This is a genomic window from Streptomyces sp. NPDC021080 (assembly GCF_044333225.1).
Lineage (GTDB): Bacteria > Actinomycetota > Actinomycetes > Streptomycetales > Streptomycetaceae > Streptomyces.
In genome coordinates, this window is sequence record NZ_JBIRQM010000014.1 from 250703 (window position 1) to 275480 (window position 24778).

The 24778-nt window shown below is 70.8% G+C and carries 23 protein-coding genes and 1 pseudogene; 8 read left to right on the top strand and 16 right to left on the bottom strand.

Translation table 11 applies throughout. The annotated features are described in order from the left end of the window. The first annotated feature begins 2 nt into the window (after positions 1-2). Both ACH4S8_RS31855 and ACH4S8_RS31860 read left to right on the top strand, forming a co-directional pair. Positions 3-509, top strand: a complete 507-nt coding sequence (locus tag ACH4S8_RS31855) for an SRPBCC family protein (RefSeq protein WP_398400183.1) — start codon at positions 3-5, stop codon at positions 507-509. Further along, entirely contained in the window at positions 509-1177 is a 669-nt protein-coding gene (locus ACH4S8_RS31860; RefSeq protein ID WP_398400185.1) for a dihydrofolate reductase family protein, read from the top strand. The genes ACH4S8_RS31855 and ACH4S8_RS31860 overlap by 1 nt, the downstream gene beginning before the upstream one ends. A gap of 71 nt (positions 1178-1248) precedes the next feature. On the opposite strand, the gene ACH4S8_RS31865 is transcribed toward ACH4S8_RS31860, so the two are convergent. Beyond that, the gene (locus ACH4S8_RS31865) at positions 1249-2073 is read right to left on the bottom strand and encodes an ABC transporter permease (protein WP_398400187.1); all 825 of its coding nucleotides are present in this window, start codon (positions 2071-2073) and stop codon (positions 1249-1251) included. Beyond that, a complete protein-coding gene (locus ACH4S8_RS31870; RefSeq protein ID WP_398400189.1) occupies positions 2070-2990 on the bottom strand; it encodes an ABC transporter ATP-binding protein in 921 nt (306 codons plus the stop codon). The genes ACH4S8_RS31865 and ACH4S8_RS31870 overlap by 4 nt, the downstream gene beginning before the upstream one ends. A gap of 208 nt (positions 2991-3198) precedes the next feature. Here ACH4S8_RS31870 and ACH4S8_RS31875 point away from each other — a divergent pair, with 208 nt between their 5' ends. Together ACH4S8_RS31875 and ACH4S8_RS31880 are read left to right on the top strand one after the other, a co-directional pair. Then, the gene (locus ACH4S8_RS31875; protein WP_398400191.1) at positions 3199-4374 is read left to right on the top strand and encodes a sensor histidine kinase; all 1176 of its coding nucleotides are present in this window, start codon (positions 3199-3201) and stop codon (positions 4372-4374) included. Continuing rightward, positions 4371-5033: a response regulator gene (locus ACH4S8_RS31880; protein WP_398400193.1), complete on the top strand. Its 663-nt coding sequence runs from the start codon at positions 4371-4373 to the stop codon at positions 5031-5033. The genes ACH4S8_RS31875 and ACH4S8_RS31880 overlap by 4 nt, the downstream gene beginning before the upstream one ends. Positions 5034-5242: 209 nt before the next feature. Here ACH4S8_RS31880 and ACH4S8_RS31885 read toward each other — a convergent pair. Then, positions 5243-6126, bottom strand: a pseudogene (locus tag ACH4S8_RS31885) (DUF4158 domain-containing protein); the annotation flags it as partial. A gap of 339 nt (positions 6127-6465) precedes the next feature. Between ACH4S8_RS31885 and ACH4S8_RS31890 the strand changes: the two are divergent. Beyond that, the gene (locus tag ACH4S8_RS31890) at positions 6466-7056 is read left to right on the top strand and encodes a hypothetical protein (protein ID WP_398400195.1); all 591 of its coding nucleotides are present in this window, start codon (positions 6466-6468) and stop codon (positions 7054-7056) included. Between the two features lie 18 nt (positions 7057-7074). On the opposite strand, the gene ACH4S8_RS31895 is transcribed toward ACH4S8_RS31890, so the two are convergent. Together ACH4S8_RS31895 and ACH4S8_RS31900 are read right to left on the bottom strand one after the other, a co-directional pair. Next, entirely contained in the window at positions 7075-7581 is a 507-nt protein-coding gene (locus ACH4S8_RS31895; RefSeq protein WP_398400197.1) for a suppressor of fused domain protein, read from the bottom strand. 210 nt (positions 7582-7791) lie between these two features. Next, the gene (locus tag ACH4S8_RS31900) at positions 7792-8490 is read right to left on the bottom strand and encodes a TetR/AcrR family transcriptional regulator (RefSeq protein WP_398400199.1); all 699 of its coding nucleotides are present in this window, start codon (positions 8488-8490) and stop codon (positions 7792-7794) included. Positions 8491-8560: 70 nt separating this feature from the next. On the opposite strand from ACH4S8_RS31900, the gene ACH4S8_RS31905 reads away from it, so the two are divergent. Continuing rightward, a complete protein-coding gene (locus ACH4S8_RS31905) occupies positions 8561-10168 on the top strand; it encodes an FAD-binding oxidoreductase (protein WP_398400201.1) in 1608 nt (535 codons plus the stop codon). 59 nt (positions 10169-10227) lie between these two features. Here ACH4S8_RS31905 and ACH4S8_RS31910 read toward each other — a convergent pair whose 3' ends face one another. From ACH4S8_RS31910 to ACH4S8_RS31925, 4 genes are all read right to left on the bottom strand, one after another. Beyond that, positions 10228-11583 (bottom strand): beta-1,3-glucanase family protein, encoded by a 1356-nt coding sequence (locus ACH4S8_RS31910; protein ID WP_398400203.1) that lies wholly within the window; start codon positions 11581-11583, stop codon positions 10228-10230. A gap of 254 nt (positions 11584-11837) precedes the next feature. Continuing rightward, positions 11838-12416, bottom strand: coding sequence for a DUF4240 domain-containing protein (locus tag ACH4S8_RS31915; RefSeq protein WP_398400205.1), 579 nt, complete (start codon positions 12414-12416; stop codon positions 11838-11840). 113 nt (positions 12417-12529) lie between these two features. Further along, a complete protein-coding gene (locus ACH4S8_RS31920) occupies positions 12530-13780 on the bottom strand; it encodes an RNA polymerase sigma factor (protein WP_398400207.1) in 1251 nt (416 codons plus the stop codon). Then, the gene (locus ACH4S8_RS31925; RefSeq protein WP_398400209.1) at positions 13777-14178 is read right to left on the bottom strand and encodes a YciI family protein; all 402 of its coding nucleotides are present in this window, start codon (positions 14176-14178) and stop codon (positions 13777-13779) included. Before ACH4S8_RS31925 ends, ACH4S8_RS31920 begins: the two co-directional genes overlap by 4 nt. 712 nt (positions 14179-14890) lie before the next feature. Between ACH4S8_RS31925 and ACH4S8_RS31930 the strand changes: the two genes are divergently transcribed. Further along, positions 14891-15472, top strand: a complete 582-nt coding sequence (locus ACH4S8_RS31930) for a MarR family winged helix-turn-helix transcriptional regulator (protein WP_398400211.1) — start codon at positions 14891-14893, stop codon at positions 15470-15472. 218 nt (positions 15473-15690) lie between these two features. Here the strand turns inward: ACH4S8_RS31930 and ACH4S8_RS31935 are convergent, their stop codons facing one another. Then, entirely contained in the window at positions 15691-16401 is a 711-nt protein-coding gene (locus ACH4S8_RS31935) for a gamma-glutamyl-gamma-aminobutyrate hydrolase family protein (RefSeq protein WP_398400213.1), read from the bottom strand. Next, a complete protein-coding gene (locus ACH4S8_RS31940) occupies positions 16398-17888 on the bottom strand; it encodes an aldehyde dehydrogenase (protein WP_398400215.1) in 1491 nt (496 codons plus the stop codon). Before ACH4S8_RS31940 ends, ACH4S8_RS31935 begins: the two co-directional genes overlap by 4 nt. A gap of 116 nt (positions 17889-18004) precedes the next feature. Between ACH4S8_RS31940 and ACH4S8_RS31945 the strand changes: the two genes are divergently transcribed. Continuing rightward, entirely contained in the window at positions 18005-18715 is a 711-nt protein-coding gene (locus tag ACH4S8_RS31945) for a type 1 glutamine amidotransferase (RefSeq protein WP_398400217.1), read from the top strand. 354 nt (positions 18716-19069) lie between these two features. On the opposite strand, the gene ACH4S8_RS31950 is transcribed toward ACH4S8_RS31945, so the two are convergent. The 5 genes from ACH4S8_RS31950 to ACH4S8_RS31970 all read right to left on the bottom strand — a co-directional run bounded on the left by ACH4S8_RS31950 (position 19070) and on the right by ACH4S8_RS31970 (position 24751). Continuing rightward, complete coding sequence (locus ACH4S8_RS31950) at positions 19070-20530, bottom strand: APC family permease (RefSeq protein WP_398400219.1); 1461 nt, start codon at positions 20528-20530, stop codon at positions 19070-19072. 171 nt (positions 20531-20701) lie between these two features. After that, positions 20702-21337 (bottom strand): TetR/AcrR family transcriptional regulator, encoded by a 636-nt coding sequence (locus ACH4S8_RS31955; protein ID WP_398400221.1) that lies wholly within the window; start codon positions 21335-21337, stop codon positions 20702-20704. Positions 21338-21497: 160 nt separating this feature from the next. After that, complete coding sequence (locus ACH4S8_RS31960; protein WP_398400223.1) at positions 21498-22343, bottom strand: fumarylacetoacetate hydrolase family protein; 846 nt, start codon at positions 22341-22343, stop codon at positions 21498-21500. A 10-nt stretch (positions 22344-22353) separates the two neighbouring features. Beyond that, positions 22354-23295, bottom strand: a complete 942-nt coding sequence (locus tag ACH4S8_RS31965) for a 3,4-dihydroxyphenylacetate 2,3-dioxygenase (protein WP_398400225.1) — start codon at positions 23293-23295, stop codon at positions 22354-22356. After that, the gene (locus ACH4S8_RS31970; RefSeq protein WP_398400228.1) at positions 23288-24751 is read right to left on the bottom strand and encodes an aldehyde dehydrogenase; all 1464 of its coding nucleotides are present in this window, start codon (positions 24749-24751) and stop codon (positions 23288-23290) included. The genes ACH4S8_RS31965 and ACH4S8_RS31970 overlap by 8 nt, the downstream gene beginning before the upstream one ends. Between the last annotated feature and the right edge of the window lie 27 nt (positions 24752-24778).

Genomic DNA, 24778 nt, shown 5'->3' on the forward strand with positions numbered 1-24778 from the left:
CGATGGCAGGGGCAAGGCAACAGACGCAGGCGGAGCCGGCGACGGCCGACCGGGAGATCGTGCTCTCCCGGGTCATCGACGCCCCACGGGAGCTGGTGTTCGAGGCGTTCACCGAGGTCCGGCACCTGTCACGGTGGTGGGGTCCGGAGGGGTTCACCACCACCACGCGGTCCTTCGAGTTCCGCGAGGGCGGGGAGTGGGTCTTCGTGCTCCACGGGCCGGACGGGACCGACTACTCCGAGTGGATCCGCTGGGTGCGGATCGCCCCGCCGGAGCGGATCGCGCTGCTGCACGGTGAGTTCCGCGACGACCCGAACGCCTTCGAGTCGGCCGTGACCTTCACGCCGGACGGTGCGGCGACCCGGATCGAGATGCGCACGCTGTTCCCCACGAAGGAACTGCGCGACGAGGCGGTCGAGAAGTACCGCGCGGTCGAGGGCGGCCGGCAGACCCTGGACAGCCTGGCGGCCTACGTCGCCGACCTCGCGCGGAAGGAGGTGGAGGGCTGATGGCCGGGAAGGTGTTCTTCAGCGTGTCGATGTCGCTGGACGGCTTCATCGCACCCGAGCCCGTCCCCGTCGAGAAAGAACTCTTCTCGCCGGACAGGCAGGACGACCCCGACGTTCGGCGCTGGATGGCGCAGTGGATGGAGCTCCAGCAGTGGATCTTCCCGCAGCGGTTCTTCCGGGAGAACCTCAAGCTGGGCGAGGGCGGCGAGGAGGGCGTCGACAACGACATCGCGCGGGAGACGTTCGAGCGCACCGGCGCGAGCGTCATGGGCAAGCGCATGTTCGACCTCGGCGAGCAGTCCTGGCCCGAGGAGGCGCCCTTCCACACCCCGGTCTTCGTCGTGACCCACACCAGGCGCGACCCGTGGGAGCGGCCCGGCGGCACCACGTTCCACTTCGTCGACGACAGCATCGAGCACGCCCTCGACCGGGCCCGCGAGGCCGCCGGTGACCGTGACGTCCGCATCGCCGGCGGCGGCGCGACGATCCTGGAGCACCTGAACGCCGGTCTGGTCGACGAGTTCTCGATCACACTGTCACCCGTGCTCTTCGGCGCCGGCACCCGCCTGTTCGACGGCGTGGACACGTCCAGGGTCGCGCTGGAGCAGATCCGTTCGCAGGCGTCGTCGCGGGTGACCCACCTGACCTACGCCGTACACCCACGCTAGCCGGACCGGCCCAGCGTCAAGGCAAGTCCCGGCGGCGGCGCGAAGTCCCGGCGGCGGCACCCTGAAAGAGCTCACACATCGCGGCGCCCGACGACGAGCACGGCGACTGCGATCGTGATCAGCGGCCACAGCGTGTACACGATCCAGGAGCCGGGGACCGTGGCGCTGTAGCCCAGGGATCCAGGATCGGGCTCCCAGTTCTGGACCAGGCGCTTCCAGGCTTCCGACACCAGCGCGTGTTTGACGTCCGCCGACCAGCGGGCGCTCTCCGAGAACATGGTCGGCAGCATCAGCAGGGTGAAGACGCTGGTGACCATGGTCCCGGCGGCATGCCGGAGCAGAACGCCGAGGCCCAGACCGACCAGGGCACAGACGGGAGCCAGCAACGCGGACGCCACCAGCGCACGGAACACCCCGGGATGGGTGATCGGAACACCGGCATGGCGCCCGTACAGGATGGCCTGGGAGACCAGGAAGGAACCGGTGGAGGCAGCCGTGCCGACCGCGGTCCACAGCGCGGCGGTGACGGCCGCCTTGGCCAGCACGATCGAGCCGCGGGCCGGGACGGCCACGGTGGTGGTGCGGATCAGCCCGCTGCTGTATTCGCTCACGACGGCGAGGGCGCCCATGCTGCAGGCGACGAGGATCAGTGTCCAGTAGCCGGCCGCCGGGTAGGCGTCGTAGGGCCGGAAGTCAGCGGGGCCGGAGCCCGCGGCCTTGTCCGCCTGCGTGGCCACGGCGGCGGACCCGACGACGAACAGGACGGTGAGTCCGATCGTCCACGGGGTGGAGCGCAGGGACCGCGTCTTGATCCACTCGGAGGCGAGCAGGTCGCTGAAGCGGGCGGGCGGCCCGGCGACGGGGGCGGTCCGGGGGGCGGAGGCGAGTGTGGTCATCGGGGCCGTCCTGCCAGGTATTCGACGCTGTCGGCGGTCAGTTCCATGAAGGCCGCCTCCAGCGAGGCGGTACGGGTGGTCAACTCGTCCAGCCGGATACCGTTCTCGAAGGCGAGCGCTCCGATCCGATCCGCCGGGAGCCCGGTCACGGCGAGCTTCTCGGCACCCGCCGAGCCCTCCGGCTCGACCGAGGCGCCCGCCGCCGTCAGCACCCCTGCCAGCTCGGCGGCCTGCGGTGTCCCCACTACGACACTGCTACGGGTGCTACGGGCCGCGAAGTCCCGTAGCGGCTCGGCGGCGATGAGGTGGCCCCGGCCGATGACGACCAGTTGGTCGGCGGTGTTCTCCATCTCCGACATCAGGTGGCTGGAGAGGAAGACCGTGCGCCCCTCGGCGGCCAGGCGCCGGAAGAGCACGCGTACCCAGAGCACGCCCTCCGGGTCCATGCCGTTGATCGGCTCGTCGAACATGAGCACGGGAGGGTCGCCGAGCAGGGCGGTGGCGATGCCGAGGCGCTGCTTCATGCCGAGGGAGAATCCTCCGATGCGGCGGTTCGCCACCTCGGCCAGCCCCACTTCCTGAAGCACCTCGTCCACCCGGCGCCGCGGGATGCCGTTGCTGCGGGCCAGAGCGGACAGGTGGGCCTCGGCGCTGCGTCCGCCGTGGATCTGTCCGGCGTCGAGGAGAGCGCCTACGTGCCGCAGTCCGCGCGGGTGACGGTGGAAGGGGACGCCGCTGACGGTGGCGGCGCCGGTGGTGGGCGCGTCCAAGCCGAGGATCATCCGCAGGGTGGTGGTCTTGCCGGCTCCGTTGGGGCCCAGGAATCCGGTGACCTGGCCCGGCCGGACGGTGAAGGACAGATGGTCGACGGCCGTCTTGCTGCCGTAGCGCTTGGTGAGTTCGCTGACTTCGATCACGGCACCCACACTGCCGAGAGGACCCCCGCCCGGACATGGGGCCGTGGGCTGCAATCGTGCGGCCGCATCGACCCGTGGGCGTACGTCCCCGGACTGATGCCGCACCGGCGGTGGCCGGTTAGTCTCGCGACGTGAACCCCATGACGACCACTTCGTTGCCTGCGCGCGTCGCGCATCACGGTGTTGTTCCCGGGAGGGAATGCCGCCGATGACCAGAACCAAGGCCGTGGCCTGGGCGGGGGGTGCCTCTTACCTCCTCGTGGTGGGTCTGCTGGTGGGGGGCGCACCGCGGGCGTCGGGCACGGTCCACGGTGTCGGGGCACTGCTGGCGGTGAGCCTGCTCGCCGGCGTGGTGCGACAGATGCCGCTGCTGACTCTGGCCATGGCACTCTTCGGATCCACTGCTGTGGTGGTGGGCCCTCCGAGTTCCGGCCATGAGAGCCTGGCGGCGTCGTACCAGGGCCAGTTCCTGTCGTATCTGGCGGTGGACCTCGTGCTGGGTTTCATCGTCGCCACCTGCGTAAAGCGCGCTTCGATCGTCGCCGTGGCCGTGTCTGTCACCGTGCAGTTCCTGGTGATCGGCGTCTTCGCACACGGGGACGGCCTGGCCGTCAACGAGGTGATCGCCCTCCTGGCGTCGGCCGCATCCTGCATGGCCGGTCTGCTGAGCCGCGAGCGCCGCGAGCACGCGGTGGCGCTGCGTGCGCAGGAGGTGGCCGAGGCCGTGACCGCCGAACGGCTGCGGATCGCGCGGGAGTTGCACGACATGGTCGCGCACAGCATCGGCATCATCGCCATTCAGGCCGGTGTGGGCAGCCGGGTCATCCAGACCCAGCCGGCGGAGGCGCGCGAGGCCCTTCGCGCCATCGAGGCCACCAGCAGAGACACCCTGTCGGGCCTTCGGCGCACGCTGGTGTCACTCCGTCAGGCCGACCGGGGCGCGACCACCCCGGAGCAGTCACCGCTCGCACCCTCGCCGGGACTGGCGGACGTCGAACGGCTGGCGGCAGCGACCGCGGGCGCGGGAGTACGCGTCGACCTGCGCCGCAGCGAGGAACAGCGTCCTGTGCCGGCCGACATCGACCTGTCCGCCTACCGGATCGTGCAGGAGGCGCTGACCAACGTGGTCCGGCACGCAGGCACCGGGCATTGCCGGGTGGCCATCGACTACGGGGACGAGGAACTGTCCGTGGAGGTCGTCGACGACGGGCGCGGCGCCACCGGGAACGGCCCGGCCCACGGCTTCGGCATCATCGGGATGCGGGAGCGGGTCGGCCTGCTGGGCGGCCGGCTCAGCGCCGGGCCGCGTCCCGGGGGCGGCTTCCGGGTGGCGGCCAGGCTGCCGCTGCCCGCACCCATCGGAGTTCCGGTGGAGGCCCGATGACCGTCCGGGTGGTGCTCGTCGACGACCAGCCGTTGGTCCGGTCCGGCCTGCGCGTACTCATGGCCGATCACAGCGACCTGGAGGTCGTCGGTGAAGCCGCCACCGGCGCCGAGGCCGTCCAACTGGTCAGGGACACCGGCCCCGACGTCGTGGTCATGGACATCCGGATGCCCGGCATGGACGGGATCGAGGCCACCCGCCTGATCACGGCCGGTCCGGCAACCACACGCGTTCTCGTCCTGACCACCTTCGACGAGGACGACCACGTCTACGGCGCGCTCCGGGCCGGCGCCAGCGGTTTCGTGGTCAAGGACATGGCGCTGGACGACATCCTCGCGGCGATCCGTGTGGTCGCCGCCGGCGACGCACTGATCGCGCCGGGTGTGACGCGCCGTCTGATCGCGGACTTCATCGGGCGCCCTGCGGCTGCCCCGGAGCGCTCCCCACGGCCGGTCGAGGGCATCACCGAGCGGGAACGGGAAGTGCTGACCCTGATCGGACGCGGCCGGTCGAACACCGAGATCGCCGAGGACCTCTTCATCACGGTCGCCACCGCCAAGTCGCACGTGTCACGGCTGCTCACCAAACTGGGCGCCCGGGACCGGGTCCAGCTCGTCATCACCGCCTATGAGATGGGGCTCGTCACCCTGCCTCGCTGACGGCGTCCCCGGCCCCATGGTGAAGCCGGAAATACCCTGTCGCTCACGTCTCGTACGAGCCGCCGAAGGAGCAGCCGTTACCACGCCACCCACTGCGGCTGTAAACAGGACTGGCCGGTCCCGGGCCGGCTCAGCCCTCTCCGTCGTCATCATCGAGGTTGACGGCGTCCGGGTCGCGCAGGGGCTGCAGCCCGTCAACGGGCTGGGAGGCGGTGAAGTGCCTCATGTGCGGGGTTGACGACCGGGGTCATGCCGATGTTGCACGCCTCCGAGACCAGGAGGGCCACCAGGGAGGTGGTCAGGTCCTTCATACGGGTCGTCGTACCGTCGGCCAGGTGCACGAAGGCGTCCAGGAACCCGGTCCAGCCGTGCACCTCGAACAGCGGCTCCGGCAGGTCGATCTTCGGGAGCATCTTCTCCACCCGCAGCCGGGCCAGGGACTTCGGCTCTCCCAGCGCGCCGAGCGTGGACACGTTCAGCTTCGCCCTCCCGCCCGGCGGGACCTCGATGGTGACCTTCGTGTCCGGCCCGGCGCTCTCCAGCGACCACGCGAACGCCGTGCCCGTCGTCCGCGTCGGCGGCCGGCACAGCCGCTCCAGCTCCGAGTACCGGCCGCCCTCCGGCACCGCCAACGTGGCCACCAGGTCCGCCGGCAGCGCCGGGTCCGCCCGGCGAGCCGCCCTGGCCACGGTGGCATGCAGGCGCTTCTCCGCGACCGCGCGGACCTCGGACACCTGCCGGGCCAGCACGCTCACTCCCGGCAGCAGCACCCGGTTCCGTCGAGCCGGCCCACCGCCTGGTTGAACAGAGCGACCGGCCCCTCCGCGTGCGTCCACGCCCGACCGTGCAGGAACGCGCGGGACTTCCGCCCCCACTCCGCATCGTCGTACGGGTGGTAGCCATAGTCGTCCTGGATCTCCCACCCGTGCTCGTACGGCGTCTTCGGCCGCTCGGGGTACCGCTTCACGCACGACGGGTCCTCGATGCCGAGCTGCGCGGCGGGATGCTCGACCACCGACCAAGGCACCGCGAGGGGATCCTCCTGGAACAGCCCCACGTGGCGGACCGTGCACATCTGGAGGGCGAAGCCCAGCTACAGCAGTGTCCTCCCACGCGTCGACCGTCAGCTCCTGCTCTACCAGCGCTGGCTGACCGAACGGCTCGCCACCGTCGAGGACCCCGAACACCACCGGCTTCTCCGGCACTTCGCTACCTGGCACCAGATTCGCCGACTACGGGCCACGGCGAAGAAGGGGCCGCTGGGACGCTCTCAGACGCACCAGGCCAAGCAGGAGACCACCCAGGCTGGCGCCTTCCTTACCTGGCTCGCCGGCCGAGGCCGCACCATCGAGCACTGTCGGCAGGCCGACCTCGACGCCTGGCACACCGAGAAGCTCGCCACCCGGCGCCCAGCCCAGACCTTCCTCCGCTGGTGCATGAAGACGGGCCGCATGCCCCGCCTCACCCTTCCGCCCAGGTCATCACCCAGGACCAGGCGCCACTGCACCAGCACCGCCGACTCGCCATGCTCCGACGGGTCCTCAACAACGACTCCCTACCTCTGCGGAGCCGCATCGTTGCCGCACTCGTTCTCGTCTATGCCCAGCCCGTCAGCCGCATCGTTCGCCTCACCATCGACGACATCACCGACGACGGAGTCACTGTCACTGTCCGGCTGGGTGATCCGCCCTCCCCTCTCCCCGAGCCCGTTGCGGACCTGATGCGGGCATACATCCTGTCCCGCCGGCATCTGCCCTACGCCAGCAGCAGAAGCTCCCCCTGGCTCTTCCCCGGCCGCCAGCCCGGACAGCCGATGAACCCGGTCAGCCTCCAAGTCCATCTGCGTGAGATCGGCGTCCCGCCGCAGCGTGGCAGGGCCTCCGCGATCCGCCAGCTCGTCCTGCAGGCCCCGGCCCCCGTCATCGCGAAGGCACTCGGCTATCACGACAAGACCGCCACCCGGCTGGTCACCGAGGCTGGCGGAACCTGGAGCCGATACGCCCCTGGCGACCACAATCGGTGACCGTTGGAGGACGGAAACTCAGGCAACCGACGCCCTGAAAGGATCGGTGGGGATGATCTCTGCCTGGTCGAAGAGCTGCTCCAACGCCTCGTGCCCGTGACGCCTGCGGAACTCGATCTCGGCTGTCGTTACGGGCAGGGTACACAGGATGCGGGCGTGGCCCCCGGGAACGGGACAGTGTTCAAGGTCTGGTCCGTGGAGATAGGGCAGGCTGATCAGCAGGTGATCGCAGGTTGACCCCGGCACCCACGGTTCACCGATCGGCATGCTGTGCTCCAGGTCGAGCTGATGTCCTCCGCAGTGGTAGCAGGCGATCATCGCCATGAGCTCGATGAACCGCTGGTCGCGGACGTGGGCGGTCATGACGAACTCAAGGCCGTGACCGTCCTTCTCCATCGCGGCCCAGCACCCGGCGGTCACATAGGCCCAGCTGTCGCTGCGGGGACCGGGCCCTACAACGAGAACTCGCAGATCGGGCGCCGCCTCTCGCCGTTCCGGCCCGAGGCCGTAGTCGACGACCTCCACGAAGTGCCCTTCGAAGAACGCCCGGACGTGTGACTCAACGGCCTCCGCGGCCAACACCCTCGCATCACTCACCGCGCGATCATCCCACCGCGATCGACCGCCCCTGACGGCTCACTCAGCGTCGTGGGACTGCCGACGTCAGCTACGAATACGCGACACCTCAACATGCGAGCCCACCAGTCCCGAGGCCGGTATCGGACGGCCCTCCCGTCACGTCGGACGGCCTCCGGTCGTGTCGGGCTCCTCCCCCGTCACGTCGGACGGCCCTCGGGTCGCGTCGGATGCCGCCCACAGATCCGGGCAGAGCACCGCGACGATGCGTTCGAAGCGCGCGGCCATCTCGTCGGCGGTCTGCTCGGGGTGATGCCGCCACCAGGCGACGGCGGCGCTCACGGTCCCGTACCAAAGATGGGTGACGAGGTCGGCGTCGAGGGGTTGCACGGCCGGGGAGGTGTGCAGGAACTCGGAGACGCCCTCCGCTCCCATCCGGTTGAGCGCCCTCCGGTACACCGCCGCGGCGTCGTGCAGCGGACCCTCCGCCGGAAGCGTCCCGTCGTAGACGAGTTCCCAGTCGTGCAGGCGCGATTCGAGCGCGCGGAAGACAGCCTCCAGGGTGCGTACGGCGCGCGAGAGGTCGGACGGTCCCTGCTGGGCGGACGCGACGGCTTCGACGAGGCGGCTGCCGGCCCGGTCGAGGCAGGTCAGATAGAGGCTGTCCTTGGAGCCGAAGTACTCGTAGATCATCGGTTTGGTGATGCCGGCCCGCGCCGCCACGTGCGCGGTCGACCCGCGCGCGTAGCCCTTCTCGCCGAACTCCTCGGCGGCCGCAGCCAGGATCAGCCGCTCCCGGTCCTTGCGGGGCATCCCTTTGGTGCCCACGCCCTGCGTCGCCCTCGGCTGCTTGCTCATGTGTCCACCCTATGCCAAAGTGACCGCTCGGTAAGTTACCCGACGTTCAATTCGAGCATCTGGGAGAACGATGAGCGGCAAGACACGTTCATGGTGGGGCTGGGGAAACGTCGAGGACGCGGTGACCGGTCCTGAGCGGACCGAACTCACCCGGCGCACCGCCGAGTTGCTTCCGGACGCGGACCTGACCGTGCACCCGGCGCCTCCGGTGGAGTCGTTCGAGGTGGCCCCGAGCCGGGTCACGGCTCCGCCCGCGCTGGCCCCGTTGGCGTCGTACGACATCCGCGACCGGCTGGCGCACAGTCACGGACAGGCGTTCCGCGACGTCGTCCGGGCGCTGCTCGGAAAGCTGCCCCATGTGCCGGACCTCGTCGTGCGGCCCGTCTCGGAGGACGAGGTGGTACGGACGCTGGAGTGGTGCGACGGCGCCGGGATAGCGGTCGTCCCGTTCGGCGGCGGCACCTCGGTGGTGGGAGGCGTCGAAGCCCGTACGGGTGCGGAGTACGCCGGAGTGGTCAGCCTCGATCTCGGCTCCATGGACCGGGTCCTGGAGGTCGACGGGACCAGTCGGGCCGCGCTCGTCCAGGCCGGCGTCCTCGGCCCGCACCTGGAGAAGCAGCTCAGGCCCCATGGCCACACCCTCCGGTTCTTCCCCCAGTCCTTCGAGTTCTCCACACTCGGCGGCTGGCTGGCGACCCGGGCCGGCGGTCACTTCGCGACCCGCCTCACCCACATCGACGATCTCACCGAGTCCCTGCGGGTGGTCACCCCCGCCGGTGTCGTGGAGAGCCGCCGTCTCCCGGGTTCCGGCGCCGGCCCCTCGCCCGACCGGATGTTCCTCGGTTCCGAGGGAGCGCTCGGTGTCATCACCCAGGCCTGGGTACGGCTTCAGGACCGGCCACGCTGGCGGGCCGGGGCGTCGGTCGCCTTCGAGGACTACGAGGCGGGGGTCCGGGCCGTACGAGCCCTGGCGCAGTCCGGACTCGACCCGGCCAACTGCCGTCTGCTGGACCCGATGGAGGCGTTCATCAACGCGGGCAGTGCGACCGCGGTCCTCGTGCTCGGCTTCGAGTCCGCCGACCACCCCGTCACCGCCCGGATGGAACGCGCCCTGGAGCTGTGCCTCGATCACGGGGGCACACTGCCGGAGCCACCGCGCCACACCGACACCGCGGACACGGCCGCACGGACCTCGGCCGCCGACACCTGGCGCTCCTCCTTCCTGCGGATGCCCTATCAGCGGGACGCCCTCGCGGCCCAGGGCATGATCGTGGAGACGTTCGAGACGGCCTGCACCTGGGACCGGTTCGCCGGGCTCCGCGCCGCCGTCGACGCGGCGGCCCGGGACGCCATGCGCCAGGTCGGCGCCACGGGTGTCGTGACCTGCCGGTTCACCCACGTCTACCCCGACGGCCCCGCCCCGTACTTCGGGGTCTACGCCGCGGGCACGTGGGGCAGGACCGTCGAGCAGTGGGACGAGATCAAACAGGCGGTCTCCGAGGCCCTGATCGCGCACGGCGCGACCATCACGCACCATCACGCGGTGGGCCGGGACCACCGGCCGTGGTACGACCGGCAGCGCCCGGACCTGTTCGCGGCGGCCCTGCGCGCGGGCAAGGCCGTGCTGGACCCGTCCGGGATCCTCAATCCCGGAGCCGTGATCGACCCCCTTCGCTGAATCGACCCCTTGTCCGTGGCCGCGGGCCGAGTCGGCTCGGCCCGCGGCCACGGACACGGCTACCAGCCGACCGCGACCAGCAGCCACTGCGGGCTGCCGTGGGAGATGAAGGAGGACTGGCCCGCCACGTCGTCGTAGGGGAAGCCGTAGGCGAGGTTGTTGATGGCGTTGTCGTGCCAGAACTTGGCGTAGTAGTTGGCGGGCGCCGCCTTGTAGTACTGGGCGGGATCGCCCTGTTGGGAGGCCGGAAGGGTCGCCACATGGCGGTTGAGGGCGGCGCACATGTTCGGGTTGCTCGCGAGCGCCGCCGCGCAGCCGAAGATGTCGGAGGTGGCCGCGCTCACGCCCACCGACTGGGCGTAGGAGGTGAAGTAGTTGGCGTTGGCGCCGCCGGCCCGGAAGCTCGGGTCGCTGCCGGGCGCGATGATCCGGTACGGGGACTGGGTCTGGGCCAGCACCTTGAACTGGTCGGGAACGGCGGCCGTGAACCGCTGGAAGGTCGTCGCGCGGTCCTCGGCGAAGGTCTGCCGGTTCTCACCGACCTCGACGTCGTAACCGTCCTTGGAGTGCAGGCGCATGGCCAGCTTGAGGCCGAAGGCGTCGACCCTGGTGGTGTTGCCGTTGAAGACGTTGTTGCCGACGGTGAACTCGATGAAGTCGTAGTAGGAGCCGGCCGGCGAGCCGAGGTAGAAGTACATGCGGCCCGCGGAGTTGGCCGGCATGTCGAGGTAGGGCTGCTCGGCGATGGAGTGGACCTGGCCGTTGAAGCTCCAGTACACCTGGCTGTCGGGGTACTTGCCGTTGGTGCGGTTGAGGACCTTCACCTCGACGGCGTTGTTCGCGGCGGGTATGTCGCTGGTGGAGCCCCAGAAGGTGTCCGGCGGGGTCGTGCTTCCGGGCCCGTACACCTGGAACTCCCACAGGGAGTAGCCGTACGGGGTGGCTCGCGTCGTGCCGAGGACGCGCACGTATCTGCCGCTGCCGGTGACGTTGATGTTCTGGGTGCCGCCGGTGCCGCTCGTCGTGGAGTACACGGTGGCCCAGGTGTTGGCGTCCGTGGAGGTCTGGATCTGGAAGGCGGTGGCGTAGGCGGCCTCCCAGTTCAGGGTGACGCGGGTGAGCTGCTGGACCGACCCGAGGTCGACGCGCAGCCACTGCGGGTCGGAGAAGGCCGAGGACCACCGGGTACCGGTGTTGCCGTCGACGGCGGCCCCCGCGGGGAAGGAGCCGTTCTCGACCGACGAGGCCGCGGCGGGCCGTCCCTGGGACAGCAGTTGGTCGGCGGCGTGCGCGGGTGACGGGCTCAGGAAGGCGACACAGGCGGCGAGCAGGACGACGACGAGACCGAGAGCCGTACGGGCCCGTGCGGTTCTGCGCGAAGGCCGGTGGGGAAGGGCGCTGGCTAAGGACTGCATGCGGGATCTCCTCATGCCGGGTCGGCGTGTGTGGGGGCGGAGCAACAGCAGACGGAGAGCGCTCTCTCCGGGTTGTATCCCCGCACCATCCAGACGTCAACAACTGAAGCCGAAATCAATACAGTTCGACTACAGAGCCCAACAGAGCCTCGTCTCAAGCCACTTGACCCACGCCCGGCGGCGGAAAGCGTTCGGACCCCGACGACGCGACCGGCCCACTCCGGGTCACGCATTCAAGAGTTGGTGAGGAACACTCACCCCGGGCGCGCGATCTCGCCGAGACACAGGGCGGCGAGCCGTGGGAGTCGGCTGTGCATCTCGGCGGGGTCGTCGAAGTCGAAGTCCTCGCCCATGTCGTCGCTGTCGCGTGCGGAGTGGCCGTGCGAGGCCTCGTACTCGGTCCACGCCTCGTAGAAGTCCTCCTCGTCGCCGGTGATACGCCCGAACGCACAGCCGGCCGCGTAGTTGGCCTCCTCGTCGAAGAGCGCTTCGTCGCGGTCCGCCCCGGCGGCGGCGATCACCGCCGGGTGCTCGGCGAGTCCGTCCGGATCGGCTGCCACCTTTTCGTACCAGTCGCGGCCCAGTGCGATGAGGCCGGCCCGGAAGTCCATGAAGCTGTCGTCCGAGCAGCCTCCCCCGATGAGGTAGGCGGCCGCCCACACGTCCCAGCGGTACACGGCGCCGCTCACTTCGTCGAAGCGCTCCTGGTAGCGGAGGATGTGTTCCTTGGTGCGGGTGGCCAGCTCATCGGCCAGCGCTTCCGCGAACGGCTTGTCCGCCGTGGTGGCGGACCGAGCGGTTTCGACGATGGTCCAGAACTCCGTGGTGTCCATGGCCGGGCACTTTGCCACCCCGGTCTGACAACGGCGCCGGAACCGGCCCCGCGACCTGGATCGGGCGTACGGCTCGCCGGGCGGCTGGGCGAAGGACGCGAGGCGCCCGTCGCTCAGCCGGTCGGCGGCCGCGAACTCTCGTACAACCGGGCCGCCTTGGTCGTGAGGTAGCGCTGCTCGGGGGTACTGGTGGTGAGGGCCGCCGCCAGGCGGTAGTGACGCAGGGCCGACGCCGCCTCCCCCGCCATCTCCAGCAGGTGGGCCCGTACCGCGTGCATCCGGTGATGGCCGGCGAGCGGCCCGCGGTCCTCCGCGGCGAGTTCATCGAGCAGCGCCAGCGCGGCGGCCGGACCGTCGGCCATCGCGAGGGCGACCGCGCGGTTGAGCGTGACCAACGGGTTGTCCGTCACGTGTTCGAGCAACTCGTAGAGGCCGTGGATCTGCGGCCAGTCGGTGTCCTCGGCGCGGGCGGCGGCGTCGTGGACGGCCGCGACGGCGGCCTGCAAGCGGTAGGTGCCGGGCCCTCCTCCCTTCGCGAACGTGCCGATGAGCAGCGTGGAGCCCTCCTGGATCAGGCGGCGGTCCCAGAGTGTGCGGTCCTGCTCCGCCAGGGGGATCAGCTCGCCGTGCGGGCCGGTGCGCGCCGGGCGGCGGGCCTCCGTCAGCAGCATCAGAGCCAGCAGCCCGGCCACCTCGCCCTCGTCCGGCAGGAGCCGGTGCACCTGCCGGGCCAACCGGACGGCCTCGGCGGACAGGTCGGCACGGTGCAGGACCGAGCCCCCGGACGCGGTGTAGCCCTCGTTGAACAGCAGGTACAGCACGTGCAGTACGGAGCCGAGCCGCGCGGACCGGTCCGGCGCACCCGGTACGGGCACCTCGAACACCACCGATCGCGCCTTCAAGCGTTGCTTGGCCCTGCTGATGCGCTGCGCCATCGTCGCCTCGGGCACCAGGTAGGCGGCGGCGATCTCGGCGGTCGTCAGGCCACCGACCGCCCGCAGGGTCAGGGCGATCGCCGAGGCGGGTGTGAGCGTGGGATGGCAGCACATGAACAGCAGCGCCAGAGTGTCGTCGCCGGCCGGGCCGGCAGCCGGGGCCGGCTCCCTCGCCACGCGTTCCTCGCGGCGCCGTCGGGCCGCCTCGCTGCGCACCTGATCGGTGTGGCGGCGCGTGGCGGTCAGCAGCAGCCAGCCGCGCGGATTCTCCGGTATCCCGTGTACGGGCCAGTGCCGGGCGGCGGTGATCAGGGCTTCCTGGACGGCGTCCTCGCACGCGTCGAAGTCCTCCCGCCGTCGCGCGAGCAGGCCGAGGACCTGCGGCGCCAGGGAGCGCAGCAGGTCCTCGACACCCGGGCCGTCGGTCACAGGTCGAACGCGACGGTGTCCATCACCCGGCGCACCTCGACCGGTTGCCGCGTCGGCACCCCGCCGGGGCCGGGCACCGCCGAGATCCTGGCGGCGATCTCGAGGGCGCGGGCCTCGGACTCCACGTCGACGACGTTGAACCCGGCCAGCACCTCCTTGGACTCCGGGAACGGCCCGTCGGTGACCACCGGCGCCGAAGCTCCGTCCGAGCGCACGATCCTGGCGAGACGCGGGTCGGCCAGCCCGGTGAACTGCACCATCTCACCGCTCGCGACCAACTCCTTGGTCAGCGCCTCGTAGTAGTCGAAGTGCGCCGCGATGTCGTCCGGAGCCCACTCGTCCATGGGCTGCTCGAACTCGCCACCGTCATGGTTGACCATCAACAGGAACTTGGGCACATGAACTCCTTGATCGTCGGCGCGCCCAGTGTGGCGCACTCCCCCTGTGAACGGAGCCGCCGAGGCGTTCTCGACATCGCTCGGAAGAAAATGTGCGGCAGTTGTTCCCCCGACCATGCGTCGCGCCGAGGAAACTGCCTCGCCGGTCGTCGTGACGCCGGATACGGTCACCGCGTGTGCCACTACGCCGAGAGGCCCTACAAGCTGCACTACGTGTGCGCGCCCTGCCGTGTCGCGTTCAAGCAGCACCCTGGGCCCGGCAAGCATTCATGTCCCCGCTGCTCCGAGCCGATGGCCTGCGCCGGGCACGACTTCGCGGCACCACGGCGTCGAGACACCAAGGCGTGGACCGTCGTGGCGGCGGTGCTCGATGCCGGGCTGAGGTACGAGGGACGCGGCCTCTGCGGCTGCGGCAAGGACCCCAGGTATCGCCCCCGTACACGAGCCGAGCTGCGGGCACGCCGCATCGTGGCGGCTCGAACCGGGGCTCCCCTTGCCGGGGTACTGGAACGGGTGGATCCACAGACACCCGCATGATCCGAGCGGGCGCCGCACGCACGACGCGGGACCGGCCGCCGGCCGCGCGGACTCCCGGGCACTCTCCGCTGGTACCGGCACTTGCATGGGTGTTCGGAGGAATGCACGATCTGTCGGCCCGGGGCCGGGACCTGTCCCGTACAATTTGGGTCCGAACGATCAAGGGAGCGTGCCTGTGCCCGGTCATCGGTCCATCACCGAGGCGGAGAAGCTGGCGGCTGCGAAGCTGGGCGGCATTCCGGTACACCACGAGCAGATGGCGGTGGTCGCGAACATCTACCGTGCCGCTTCCGCGGTCCGGCAGCACCTGGAGAACTCGGTGCTGCGCGACGCGGATCTGACCTGGACGTCCTTCGTCGTGCTCTGGGTGGTCTGGGTCTGGGGCGAGACGGAGACCCGGCACGTCGCGGAGGAGGCCGGGATCTCCAAGGGCACGCTCACCGGCGTCTCGCGGACCCTGGAGGGACGCGGACTGATGACACGGGCCGGTCACCCCTCCGACGGCCGGCTGAAGCTGCTCAGTCTCACCGACGAGGGCGAGACACTGATGCAGCGCCTTTTCCCGCGCTTCAACCAGGAGGAGGCCTTCGTCGCCTCACGGCTGAGCGACGAGGAGTGCCGCACCGTCGCGGAAGGGCTGCGACAGGTCGTACGCCAGGTCGAGGAGGAGGGCGAGGAACGCCGCCTCACCCTCCTCGACGGCGCCGAACCGGCCCGCCGCCGCAGCGGCCGACGGGCGAAGGACGCGACGGACTGACGGACTGACGGCGAAGGGCTGAAGCCGAGACCGGGGCCTGAAGCACGGGCCGAGACTGAGGGCTAAAGCTGAGGCTGAGGCTGAGGGCCGAAGACCCAAGGCCTCGGCCGCGATCCCGGCCGGTGGGGCCGTGGACCGCAACCCCGCAACCCCGCAGCCCCGCAACCCCGCAACCCCGCAACCCCGCAACCCCGCAACCCCGCAACCCCGCAACAGGATCAGTGTCGGCCGCGAGCTGCGTCGACCAGTGCGTCGAACAGCGCCTGCTGCACCGGATCCTCGTGCGCGGTGTCCTCCGGGTGCCACTGCACCGCGGTGAACCACCCTCCCGCGGAAGGGAGTTCGAGGCCCTCGACGGTTCCGTCCGCAGCACGTGCGGTGACCGTCAGGCCCGAACCGAGGCGCTCGACCCGCTGGTGGTGGTAGCAGGACGCCTCCACCTTCTGTGCGCCGGTGGCCTGTTCCAGCAGGGTTCCGCGCTCGACGGCCACCGGGTGCACGACGTGCCGGTGTTCGCGCTCGGGACCGCCCATGTCCTGTTCCAACGTGCCGCCGAGAGCGACGTTGACGGCCTGGAGGCCGCGGCAGACGGCCAGCAGGGGAATGCCCAAGTCCAGGGTCCGGCGGGCTACTTCGAGGTCGAAGGCGTCCTGGAGGTCGTCGACGTCGTAGACGCTGTCGTGGGTGTCGGCGGCTCCGTAGCGGTGGGGAGCGAGGTCGCCGCCGCCGGGGAGCAGGACGCCGTCGAAGCGGGCGAGGCGTTCGGTGACGTCCGTGACGGCGGGATCGGCCGGGTGGATGGTCGCCGGTTCACCACCGGCCCGCCACACCGCCTCGATCAGGGCGCGGGCGTTGACCTCGGCGGCGTACCGCAGCGCGGAGGTCGTCGCAGAGAAACGGGCGGGGACGGCGATCAGCGGGCGCGTCACAGTTGGATCCAAGTCGTCTTGAGTTCGGTGTACTTCTCCATGGCGTGGGCGGACTTGTCGCGGCCGTTGCCCGACTGCTTCATGCCTCCGAAGGGGACGGTCAGGTCGCCCTCCTCGTAGCAGTTGACCCAGACCGTGCCGGCCTTCAGGGCGCGGGAGACCCGGTGCGCGGTGGAGAGGTCGGAGGTCCACAGGCCCGCGGCGAGCCCGTACTCGGTGTCGTTGGCCAGTCGCACGGCCTCGTCCAGGTCGTCGAACGTGAGGACCGACAGGACCGGGCCGAAGATCTCCTCCCGGGCGAGCCGCATGCCGGGGTCGACCTGGTCGAAGACGGTCGGTTCCAGGTAGCTGCCGCCGGTGTCGGTACGGGTGCGGGAGCCGCCGGTACGCAGCCGGGCGCCTTCGGCGAGCCCGTCGGCGATGTGCCCCTGTACGCGGCCGAGGTGCGCCTCGCCGACCAGGGCGCCCATCTCGGTGGACGGGTCGAGGGGGTCACCGATGCGCAGGTCCCGTGCGCGCCGTACGACGGACTCGGTGACCTGTTCCGCGATGGAGGTGTGCACGAGCAGCCGGGAGGGGGCGGTGCACATCTCGCCCTGGTTGAAGAAGATGCCCCAGGCCGCGGTGGCGGCGGCCTTCTCCAGGTCGGGGGCGTCGGGAAGGATGATGTTCGGCGACTTGCCGCCCAGTTCGAGCCAGACGCGCTTGAGATTGGAGTCGGCGGCGTAGCGCAGGAAGTGGCGGCCGACGGCGGTGGAGCCGGTGAAGGCGAGGACGTCGACGTCCGGGTGGAGACCGATCGCCCGGCCCGCCACGGGGCCGGTGCCGCCCACGACGTTGAGGACGCCCGGCGGCAGTCCGGCCTCGGTGGCGATCCGGCCCAGGAGGAGCGCGGACAGGGGCGAGTTCTCGGAGGGCTTCAGGACGACCGTGCAGCCGGCGGCCAGGGCCGGGGCGACCTTCCAGCCGGCGAGGGTGAGGGGGAAGTTCCACGGGACGACGGCGCCGACGACTCCGGCGGGTTCGCGGGTGACCAGGGCGAGCGCGTCCGCGGCGGTGTGCGGGGACTCGTCGGTGAGCTTGTCGGCCAGCTGCCCGTACCAGCGGAAGGTGTTGACGAGGGCGCGCAGCTCGATCTCGTAGGCCTCGGTGATGGGCTTTCCCATCTCCAGGCTGACGGTGAGCGCGAGGTCGGCCCGGCGCTCCTGGAGCAGGTCGGCGATGCGCAGCAGCATCGTGCCGCGTTCGGCGGGGGCGAGGCGGGGCCACGGGCCGGTGTCGAAGGCACGGCGGGCGGCGGCGACGGCCGCGTCCACCTCGGCGGTGCCCGCGTCGGCGATCCGGGTGAGCACCCGGCCGTCACGGGGCGAGACGGCGTCGAAGGCCGCTCCCGAGCCGTCCTCGTCGGTGCCGTCGATGTGATGGGCACCGGAAAGGTCCAGGGACTTGGCTCGGAGCAGCCACTCCTCGTGAGTGATGTCCATCATGCGGGGACCTCCAGAAACTTATTTGAACCCAAACGATAGAGTGGGCGCGCGGCCGGAGCAAGGGCTCCCGGCATCGATTCGGCAGGTCCGCGGACCTCGCGGGAAGGGAGCGCCACGTGCGCGCACCCGTCGTCCAGCACGACCATGTGACGGAGCCGGGGCTGGTCGGAGCCCGGCTGGAGGAGCGGGGATACGACCTCACCGTCATGACGGTCGTGCCCGAGCACCGCCATCACGCGCCGGACGTCGAGTTCGAGTTCCCGGGCGCCTCCGGCTGGGACCTGATCGTCTCGCTGGGTGCCCCGTGGTCGGTGTACGACCGGACGGCCGTCGGTTCCTGGATCGACGGCGAGCTGGCCCTCCTGCGCGAGGCGGACCGCCTCGGCGTCCCGGTGCTCGGGGTCTGTTTCGGCGCCCAGGCGCTGACCACCGCGCTCGGCGGCCGGGTGGAGGCGTCGCCGCGCCCGGAGATCGGCTGGGTGGAGGTGGCCACGGACGAACCGGCCCTGGTGGGTCCGGGCCCCTGGTTCCAGTGGCACTACGACCGCTGTGTCCTGCCGCCGGGCGCCAAGGAGGTGGCCCGCAACGAGGTGTGTGTCCAGGCCTTCGAGACCGCGCACGGCCTGGGCGTGCAGTTCCACCCGGAGATCACCACCGCGATGGTGAGCGGCTGGATCGAGACCGGCGGAGCGGAGCAGTGCGTACGCCACGGTGTGGACCCCGGCGAGCTGCTGGAGCGGAGCCGGGCCATGGAACCCATGGCCCGGACGAACGCCCGCCGGCTCGTCGACGGCTTCCTCGACCGGACGGCGAACCGGGCCGGCTGACCGGACCGACGGCGGGCCGGGTCGGCGGACCGGTCGGACAGCGGGCCGGTCCGCTGTCCGACCGGACGGCGGACCGGCCCCGACGACCGGAGAGCGAATCGGGCCGGCCGACCGGCCGGATGACTGGACTACGGACCGGCCCGACCGGAGAGCGACCGGCCCGACTGGCCGTCGGAACAACGGACCGAAACGGCCGACCGCCCGGACGGCGAACCGGACCGACGAGACGGTGGACCGGCCCGGCCGACCGCCAGAACGACGGACCTGGACGGCCGACCGCCCGGACGGCGAACCGGACCGGCGGGACGGCCGACCGGGCCGACGGACCTGGGCGGTCGACCGGCCCGGTATGCGTCAGCCGCCCGCGGCACCCGCCTTGTCGCGGGTGAGCCGTGCCGCCACGACACCCAGGGCGAGGACGGCCGGGACGATCAGCTCGAGCACGAGGGCGGTGCTGCTCTCCCCGCCGATGAGCGTGGTGAAGTTCTGGACGATCAGCCAGATCGCCCCGGCCACACCGAGGGCGCCCAGGGACGGGGCGATCAGGGTGTTCCACGGCCGGGTGTCCAGGCGCTCACGGCGGAAGAAGGCCACCACGGAGACGGAGGTCAGCAGGTACAGCGCCATGATGCCGAGGACGGCCACGCCGCTGCCCCACGAGAACAGGGTGAGCACCGGGTCCTTGCCGGCCAGCGCGAACGGGACGACCAGCAGGACCGCGACGGCCGTCTGGACGCGGCCGGCCACGCTGGGCGAGTGACGGCTGTTGATCGACGACAGCGCCTTGGGCAGCAGTCCGTCGCGGCTGAGCGAGAACAGGTAGCGGTTGGCGGAGTTGTGGAAGGCGAGGATGCCGGCGAAGAGGGAGGTGGCGAGCAGGACGGGCAGGACATCGTTGACCCAGGCGCCGAAGAGGTCGGCGATGGGCGCGAAGACGAAGCTCGTCGAATCGCCGCTCTCCAGGGCCTTGCCCGCCGCCCCGGACACCTTCGAGGGTCCGTAGGAGGAGACCAGCATCCAGGACGCGAAGCCGAAGAAGCCGGTGACGAAGGCGACGGCCGTGTAGGTGGCCCGCGGGACGGTCTTGCGGGGTTCACGCGCCTCCTCGCCGTAGATCGCGGTGGCCTCGAAGCCGATCATCGACGCCACGGCGAACATGAGGGCCACGCCCGGTGCGCCGTCGAACGCCGCGCTCGGCGAGAAGGACTGCGTGAAGGCCAGCCCCTCGGGCCCGCCGCCCTTGAAGAAGGTGACCAGCGCGAAGACGGTCAGGATGCTGAACTCCGCCAGGACGAAGACCGCCAGCACCTTCGCGCCCATCTCGATGCCCGCGCTTCCGAGCACCTGGACGATCACCATCGTGACCAGGGCGCAGGCCCACCAGGGCACGTCCAGCCCGGTGTAGTGCGCGAGCAGGGCGTTGACGGTCGCCCCGTACAGGCCGTACATGGCGGCCTGTATCGCGCAGTAGGCGAAGAGCGCGACCCCGGCGCTGCCGGTGCCGACCGTCCGGCCGAGGCCCTTGCCGATGTACGTGTAGAACGCGCCGGCGTCCACGACATGGCGGCCCATCGCCACGAAGCCGACGGAGAAGAGCAGCGTGATCAGGCCCGCCACCACATAAGCGGCGGGCGCCCCCGCACCGTTGCCGACGCCAACGGCGATCGGAACGGCGCCCGCGATGCCGGTCAGCGGGGCCTGGGCGGAGAGGACGAAGAAGAGGATGCCCAGAACGCCGAGGGAATTGGGCTTGAGCCTGCCTGCTGTGGGGGCGTCGGGCGCGGTCTGGTTCACGACCGCTGTCTGACTGTCCACTCGGATCACCTGCCAGTGAGGAAAGAGGGATTCGTTTCAGGCCAAACGAGTTGCCTCATACTGGGCTGGAACTATCCGTTTGACAAGGGGCTGGGCCCGGTTTCCCCACACCGAATGCGCAAAGCCCCGGACGACAGCCGTCCGGGGCCCTGAAACGCGCGGGTCAGAGGGTCAATCACGGCTCTCGGCGCCGGAGTCCCGCTGGTCCTGCTGGTCCCGCAGCAGCCGGAGCAGTGAGCGCAGCTCCTCGACGGCACTGTCGGTGATCTCCGGGCCGCCGAAGACGAGCTGGTGGAGCACCAGACCGTCGAGGGCGGCGAAGACGAGCCGGGTGAGCGGCTGCCCGGCGCCGTCGGGCAGCATGCGCGACAGCTCCCGTCCGGTCGCGTCGAAGTACTCGTCGTACAACGCGCGCAGATGCGGCAGCAGTTCGGGGCGGCGCCTGGCCTCCAGCAGCAGCTCGTACTGGAACGACTGTATGTCCGGATCCGCCGTGACCATCTCGGAGACGCCCACCGAGAAGTCCTCGACCTTGCCGGTGCCGGGCTCGAGCGCGCTGGTGTTCAGGGAGGTGCGGATCGCGTGCGCGACCGCCTCCTCGATGAGTGCGTCCCGCGAACCGAAGTGGTGCACGACCAGCCCGTGCGTGGTGCCCGCCTCCTCCGCCACGGCCCGGTAGGTGAGCTTGCGCAGCCCGCCCCGGGCCACGACGCGCACGGCCGCGTTGAGCAGGGCTTCGCGGCCCTCCCCGTAGTTCATGCGCCGACGCGGTTTGCGGCCCTCGGGCGTCTCGGCGGATTCGGTCATGGACCCGACCCTACCCGCCTGCTTCCGGGCCCCGGCACGAAGCCGACGCGGGTCGCGGAGGTGCGCGTGTCCGTGGTGGCGTCCACGCGCCACCGGCTGGAACACCGTACCGGGCGTCCTTCTCCGTGACGCCCGGTACGGCGCGCTGGTGCGGCCCGCATCAGCGCCGGGGCGGGCGGACGCCGCGGAACTCCCAGTCCCCGCCGAGCGCGGTGGACAGGACCTCTTCGGACTCGGTGGGCTGGGCGCCGACGTCGGTGCGGATCGCGGTCGGGCCGGTCACGATGTGGTTGGTGAGCCGCCCGAGGCCCTCGACCTCGACCTCGACGACGTCGCCGGGCTGTACCGGGCGGGAGTTGGCCGGGGTGCCGGACAGCAGGACGTCGCCGGGGTAGAGGGTGATGGTGCGGGCGATGTCCGCGACGAGGTAGTGCATGTCCCACTGCATCTCGTCGGTCGAACCGTCCTGGACCACCTCGCCGTTGACGTACGTGCGCAGGCTCTTGCCGCGGAAGTCCCAGTCGGTGACCAGGCCGGGGCCGAGCGGGCAGAGGGTGTCGGAGCCCTTGACGCGGAGCATGGAGCCGGCGTCGGTGTCCCGGAAGTCGTGCAGGCCGTAGTCGTTGGCGACGGTGTAGCCCGCGATGTACTCCCCCGCCTCGGCCGGGGAGATGTTCCGCGCGGTCTTCCCGATGACGATGGCGACCTCGCCCTCGTAGTTGAGCCACTTGCAGCCCTCGGGGCGGACGATGGCGCCCTTGTGGGAGTTGAGGGCCGAGGTCGGCTTGTGGAAGTAGGTGGGGGTGGCGGGGAGTTCGATCCCGAACTCGTCGACGCGGCTCTGGTGGTTGAGGTGGACGGCGATCACCTTGGAGGGGACGACCGGGGGCAGGTGCTGGGCCTCCTCGGTCTTGACGCGGCGGCCGTCGGCGGCGACGAGCTCGTCCCCGTCGACGGTGACCTGGACGGCGGCGCCGTCGAGGAGGATGCGGCGGTACTCGGGCATGGCTGCCTTCCTAGGAACGTCGGTGCGGGTTGTGGGGCGCTGCGGCGGCCGGGACGGGGGTTCCCGCGCCGGTCCAGCCTTCGGAGGGGCGGTCGAACCAGAGGTGGACCTGGCCGGTGCCGATCGAGTTCTCGTACTCGCCGTACTGGCGGGCGCGGGCGACGCAGTTCCGCTCGCCGAGGGCGCCGGCCATCATCAGGTAGTGGAAGAACTTGGCCTCGGGCCTGAACTTCGAGAACGCGTCCATGGTGTCGAGGACCTTGTCGTGGTGGCCCTCCTTGAACCATTCGATGCGTTCGAGGTCGGCCTCGCGGGCCTCGGGGGTACGGATGTGCGCGGGGTCGCTGGACTCGTGGTCGCGCAGTTCGCGCAGCGGCCAGAAGGTGTGCGACAGGGCGCCCGAGGCGATCAGCAGCACCCGGCGGCCGGGGGTGGCGGCGATGCCGTCGGCGAGCGCGCGCCCGAGGCGCAGATGGTCCTCCATGTCACCGGTCTGGCAGACCCCGATGGTCACCCACCGCTTGTCGGGCAGGCCCTCGCCGAGGAACTTCCACAGGTTGATGGTGGCGTAGTAGATCGGCAGGTGGTCGTCGTCGATCGCGGTGATCCAGGTGCCGTGCTTGTCCGCGAACTTCGCTATGTTGTGGGCGAGTTCGGGGTCGCCGGGGAAGTCGTACGGCATTCTGCACATGCCGCGCGGGAGTTCCTCGGAGGTGAAGAGGCCGGCCCGGCGGTGCTGGGCGGTGGCGACGAACTCGACGGTGGTCGCCCAGTGCGAGTCGAGGACGACGACGGTGTCGTAGTCGTCGCGCTCGAAGACGTCCTCGCGGAGCTGCTCCAGGCCGGTGACGAGGGTGATCTCCTTGCCCTCGTTCAGCTCGAACCGGATCTCCTCGGGGAGCACGATGGTGGGGACGTGGGCGAGCAGCCCCGCCCCGACGATCTCACCCATGGTCCTTCCATCCCTTCGGCGCGGTCACGGTGTTCTTCAGGTCGCAGTAGAAGTCGAAGCTCCAGGTGCCGCCCTCACGGCCGACGCCGGAGTGCCGGGAGCCGCCGAAGGGAGCCTGGAGGTCGCGGACGAAGAAGCAGTTGACCCAGACCGTGCCCGCGACGAGCCGCTCGGTGACGCGGGCGGCGCGGTCGCGGTCGCCGGTGGCGAGGGTGGCGGCGAGCCCGAAGCGGGTGTCGTTGGCGAGGTGGACGGCCTCGTCCTCGGTGGTGAAGGTCTGGAGGGTCAGGACGGGGCCGAAGACCTCTTCCTGGACGATCTCGGAGTCCTGGGCGACGTCGGTGAGGAGGGTCGGCGCGTAGTACTGGCCCTCGCCCCGGTGGCCGCCGATGACCGCGCGGGCGCCCGCGTCGAGGGCGCGCCGCACGAAGCCGTCGATCTTCTCCAGCTGGCGTTCGTGGATGTTCGGGCCGATGTCGGTGGCCTCGTCGCGCGGGTCGCCCTGCACGATCGTCGCGGCCTTCTCGGCGAAGCGGCGGGTGAACTCCTCCGCGACGGTCTCCTCGACCAGGATGCGGGTGGCGGCGAGACAGACCTGGCCCGCGTTGTCGTACTGCTCGACGGCGAGGTCGACGGCGAGGTCGAGGTCGGCGTCGGCGAACACCAACAGCGGTGATTTGCCGCCGAGTTCGAGGCTGAGCGGGGTGAGGTTCGCGGCCGCCGACTGCGTGATCCGCTGCGCCGTCGGCACGGAGCCGGTGAAGCTGATGCGGCGCACGTCGGGGTGCGAGGTGAGGGCGTCGCCGATCTCCGAGCCGTACCCCTGGACGATGTTGAGGACGCCGGCGGGCAGTCCGGCCTCGGCGGCGATGTCCGCGAGCAGGGAGGCGGTCAGCGGGGTCCACTCGGCGGGCTTGAGGACGACCGTGTTGCCGGCCGCGAGGGCCGGGGCGACCTTCCAGGTCGACAGCATCAGCGGGGCGTTCCACGGGGTGATCAGCACCGAGGGGCCGGCCGGGTCCCAGCTCACGTGGTTGGTGTGGCCGCGGGTCTCGAAGTCCTCGTGGTCCAGGGTCAGGAGCCAGTCGGCGAAGAAACGGAAGTTGTGGGCGACGCGCGGCATCACGCCCCGGCGGTGGGAGCGCAGCAGGGCGCCGTTGTCGGTGGTCTCGACGATCGCCAGGTCCTCGATCCGCTTCTCCACGCCGTCGGCGACGGCGTGGAGGATGCGGGCGCGTTCGGCACGCGGGGTGGCGGCCCAGGCGGGGAAGGCGGCCTTCGCGGCGGCCACGGCCGCGGCGGCCTCCCGCTCGGTGCCGCGGGAGATCTCACCGATGACGCTTCCGTCGATCGGGGATACGTCGGTGAACGTCTCGGCGGAGGCGACGCGTTCGCCGCCGATCCAGTGCCGGGTGTCGACGGCGACCCCGGCCACCGTGAGGGTGTGCTCGGTCATGTCCGGACTCCAAGTCCTGTGGTGGAT

What these genes read in the sequence shown, in the direction of transcription:
- ACH4S8_RS31940 (WP_398400215.1), bottom strand. Translation starts at nt 17,888, where the DNA reads ATGATGGACATCACTCACGAGGAGTGGCTGCTCCGAGCCAAGTCCCTG.
- ACH4S8_RS31965 (WP_398400225.1), bottom strand. Translation starts at nt 23,295, where the DNA reads ATGGGTGAGATCGTCGGGGCGGGGCTGCTCGCCCACGTCCCCACCATC.
- ACH4S8_RS31905 (WP_398400201.1), top strand. Translation starts at nt 8,561, where the DNA reads ATGAGCGGCAAGACACGTTCATGGTGGGGCTGGGGAAACGTCGAGGAC.
- ACH4S8_RS31915 (WP_398400205.1), bottom strand. Translation starts at nt 12,416, where the DNA reads ATGGACACCACGGAGTTCTGGACCATCGTCGAAACCGCTCGGTCCGCC.
- ACH4S8_RS31970 (WP_398400228.1), bottom strand. Translation starts at nt 24,751, where the DNA reads ATGACCGAGCACACCCTCACGGTGGCCGGGGTCGCCGTCGACACCCGG.
- ACH4S8_RS31860 (WP_398400185.1), top strand. Translation starts at nt 509, where the DNA reads ATGGCCGGGAAGGTGTTCTTCAGCGTGTCGATGTCGCTGGACGGCTTC.
- ACH4S8_RS31960 (WP_398400223.1), bottom strand. Translation starts at nt 22,343, where the DNA reads ATGCCCGAGTACCGCCGCATCCTCCTCGACGGCGCCGCCGTCCAGGTC.
- ACH4S8_RS31900 (WP_398400199.1), bottom strand. Translation starts at nt 8,490, where the DNA reads ATGAGCAAGCAGCCGAGGGCGACGCAGGGCGTGGGCACCAAAGGGATG.
- ACH4S8_RS31875 (WP_398400191.1), top strand. Translation starts at nt 3,199, where the DNA reads ATGACCAGAACCAAGGCCGTGGCCTGGGCGGGGGGTGCCTCTTACCTC.
- ACH4S8_RS31910 (WP_398400203.1), bottom strand. Translation starts at nt 11,583, where the DNA reads ATGCAGTCCTTAGCCAGCGCCCTTCCCCACCGGCCTTCGCGCAGAACC.
- ACH4S8_RS31880 (WP_398400193.1), top strand. Translation starts at nt 4,371, where the DNA reads ATGACCGTCCGGGTGGTGCTCGTCGACGACCAGCCGTTGGTCCGGTCC.
- ACH4S8_RS31865 (WP_398400187.1), bottom strand. Translation starts at nt 2,073, where the DNA reads ATGACCACACTCGCCTCCGCCCCCCGGACCGCCCCCGTCGCCGGGCCG.
- ACH4S8_RS31955 (WP_398400221.1), bottom strand. Translation starts at nt 21,337, where the DNA reads ATGACCGAATCCGCCGAGACGCCCGAGGGCCGCAAACCGCGTCGGCGC.
- ACH4S8_RS31855 (WP_398400183.1), top strand. Translation starts at nt 3, where the DNA reads ATGGCAGGGGCAAGGCAACAGACGCAGGCGGAGCCGGCGACGGCCGAC.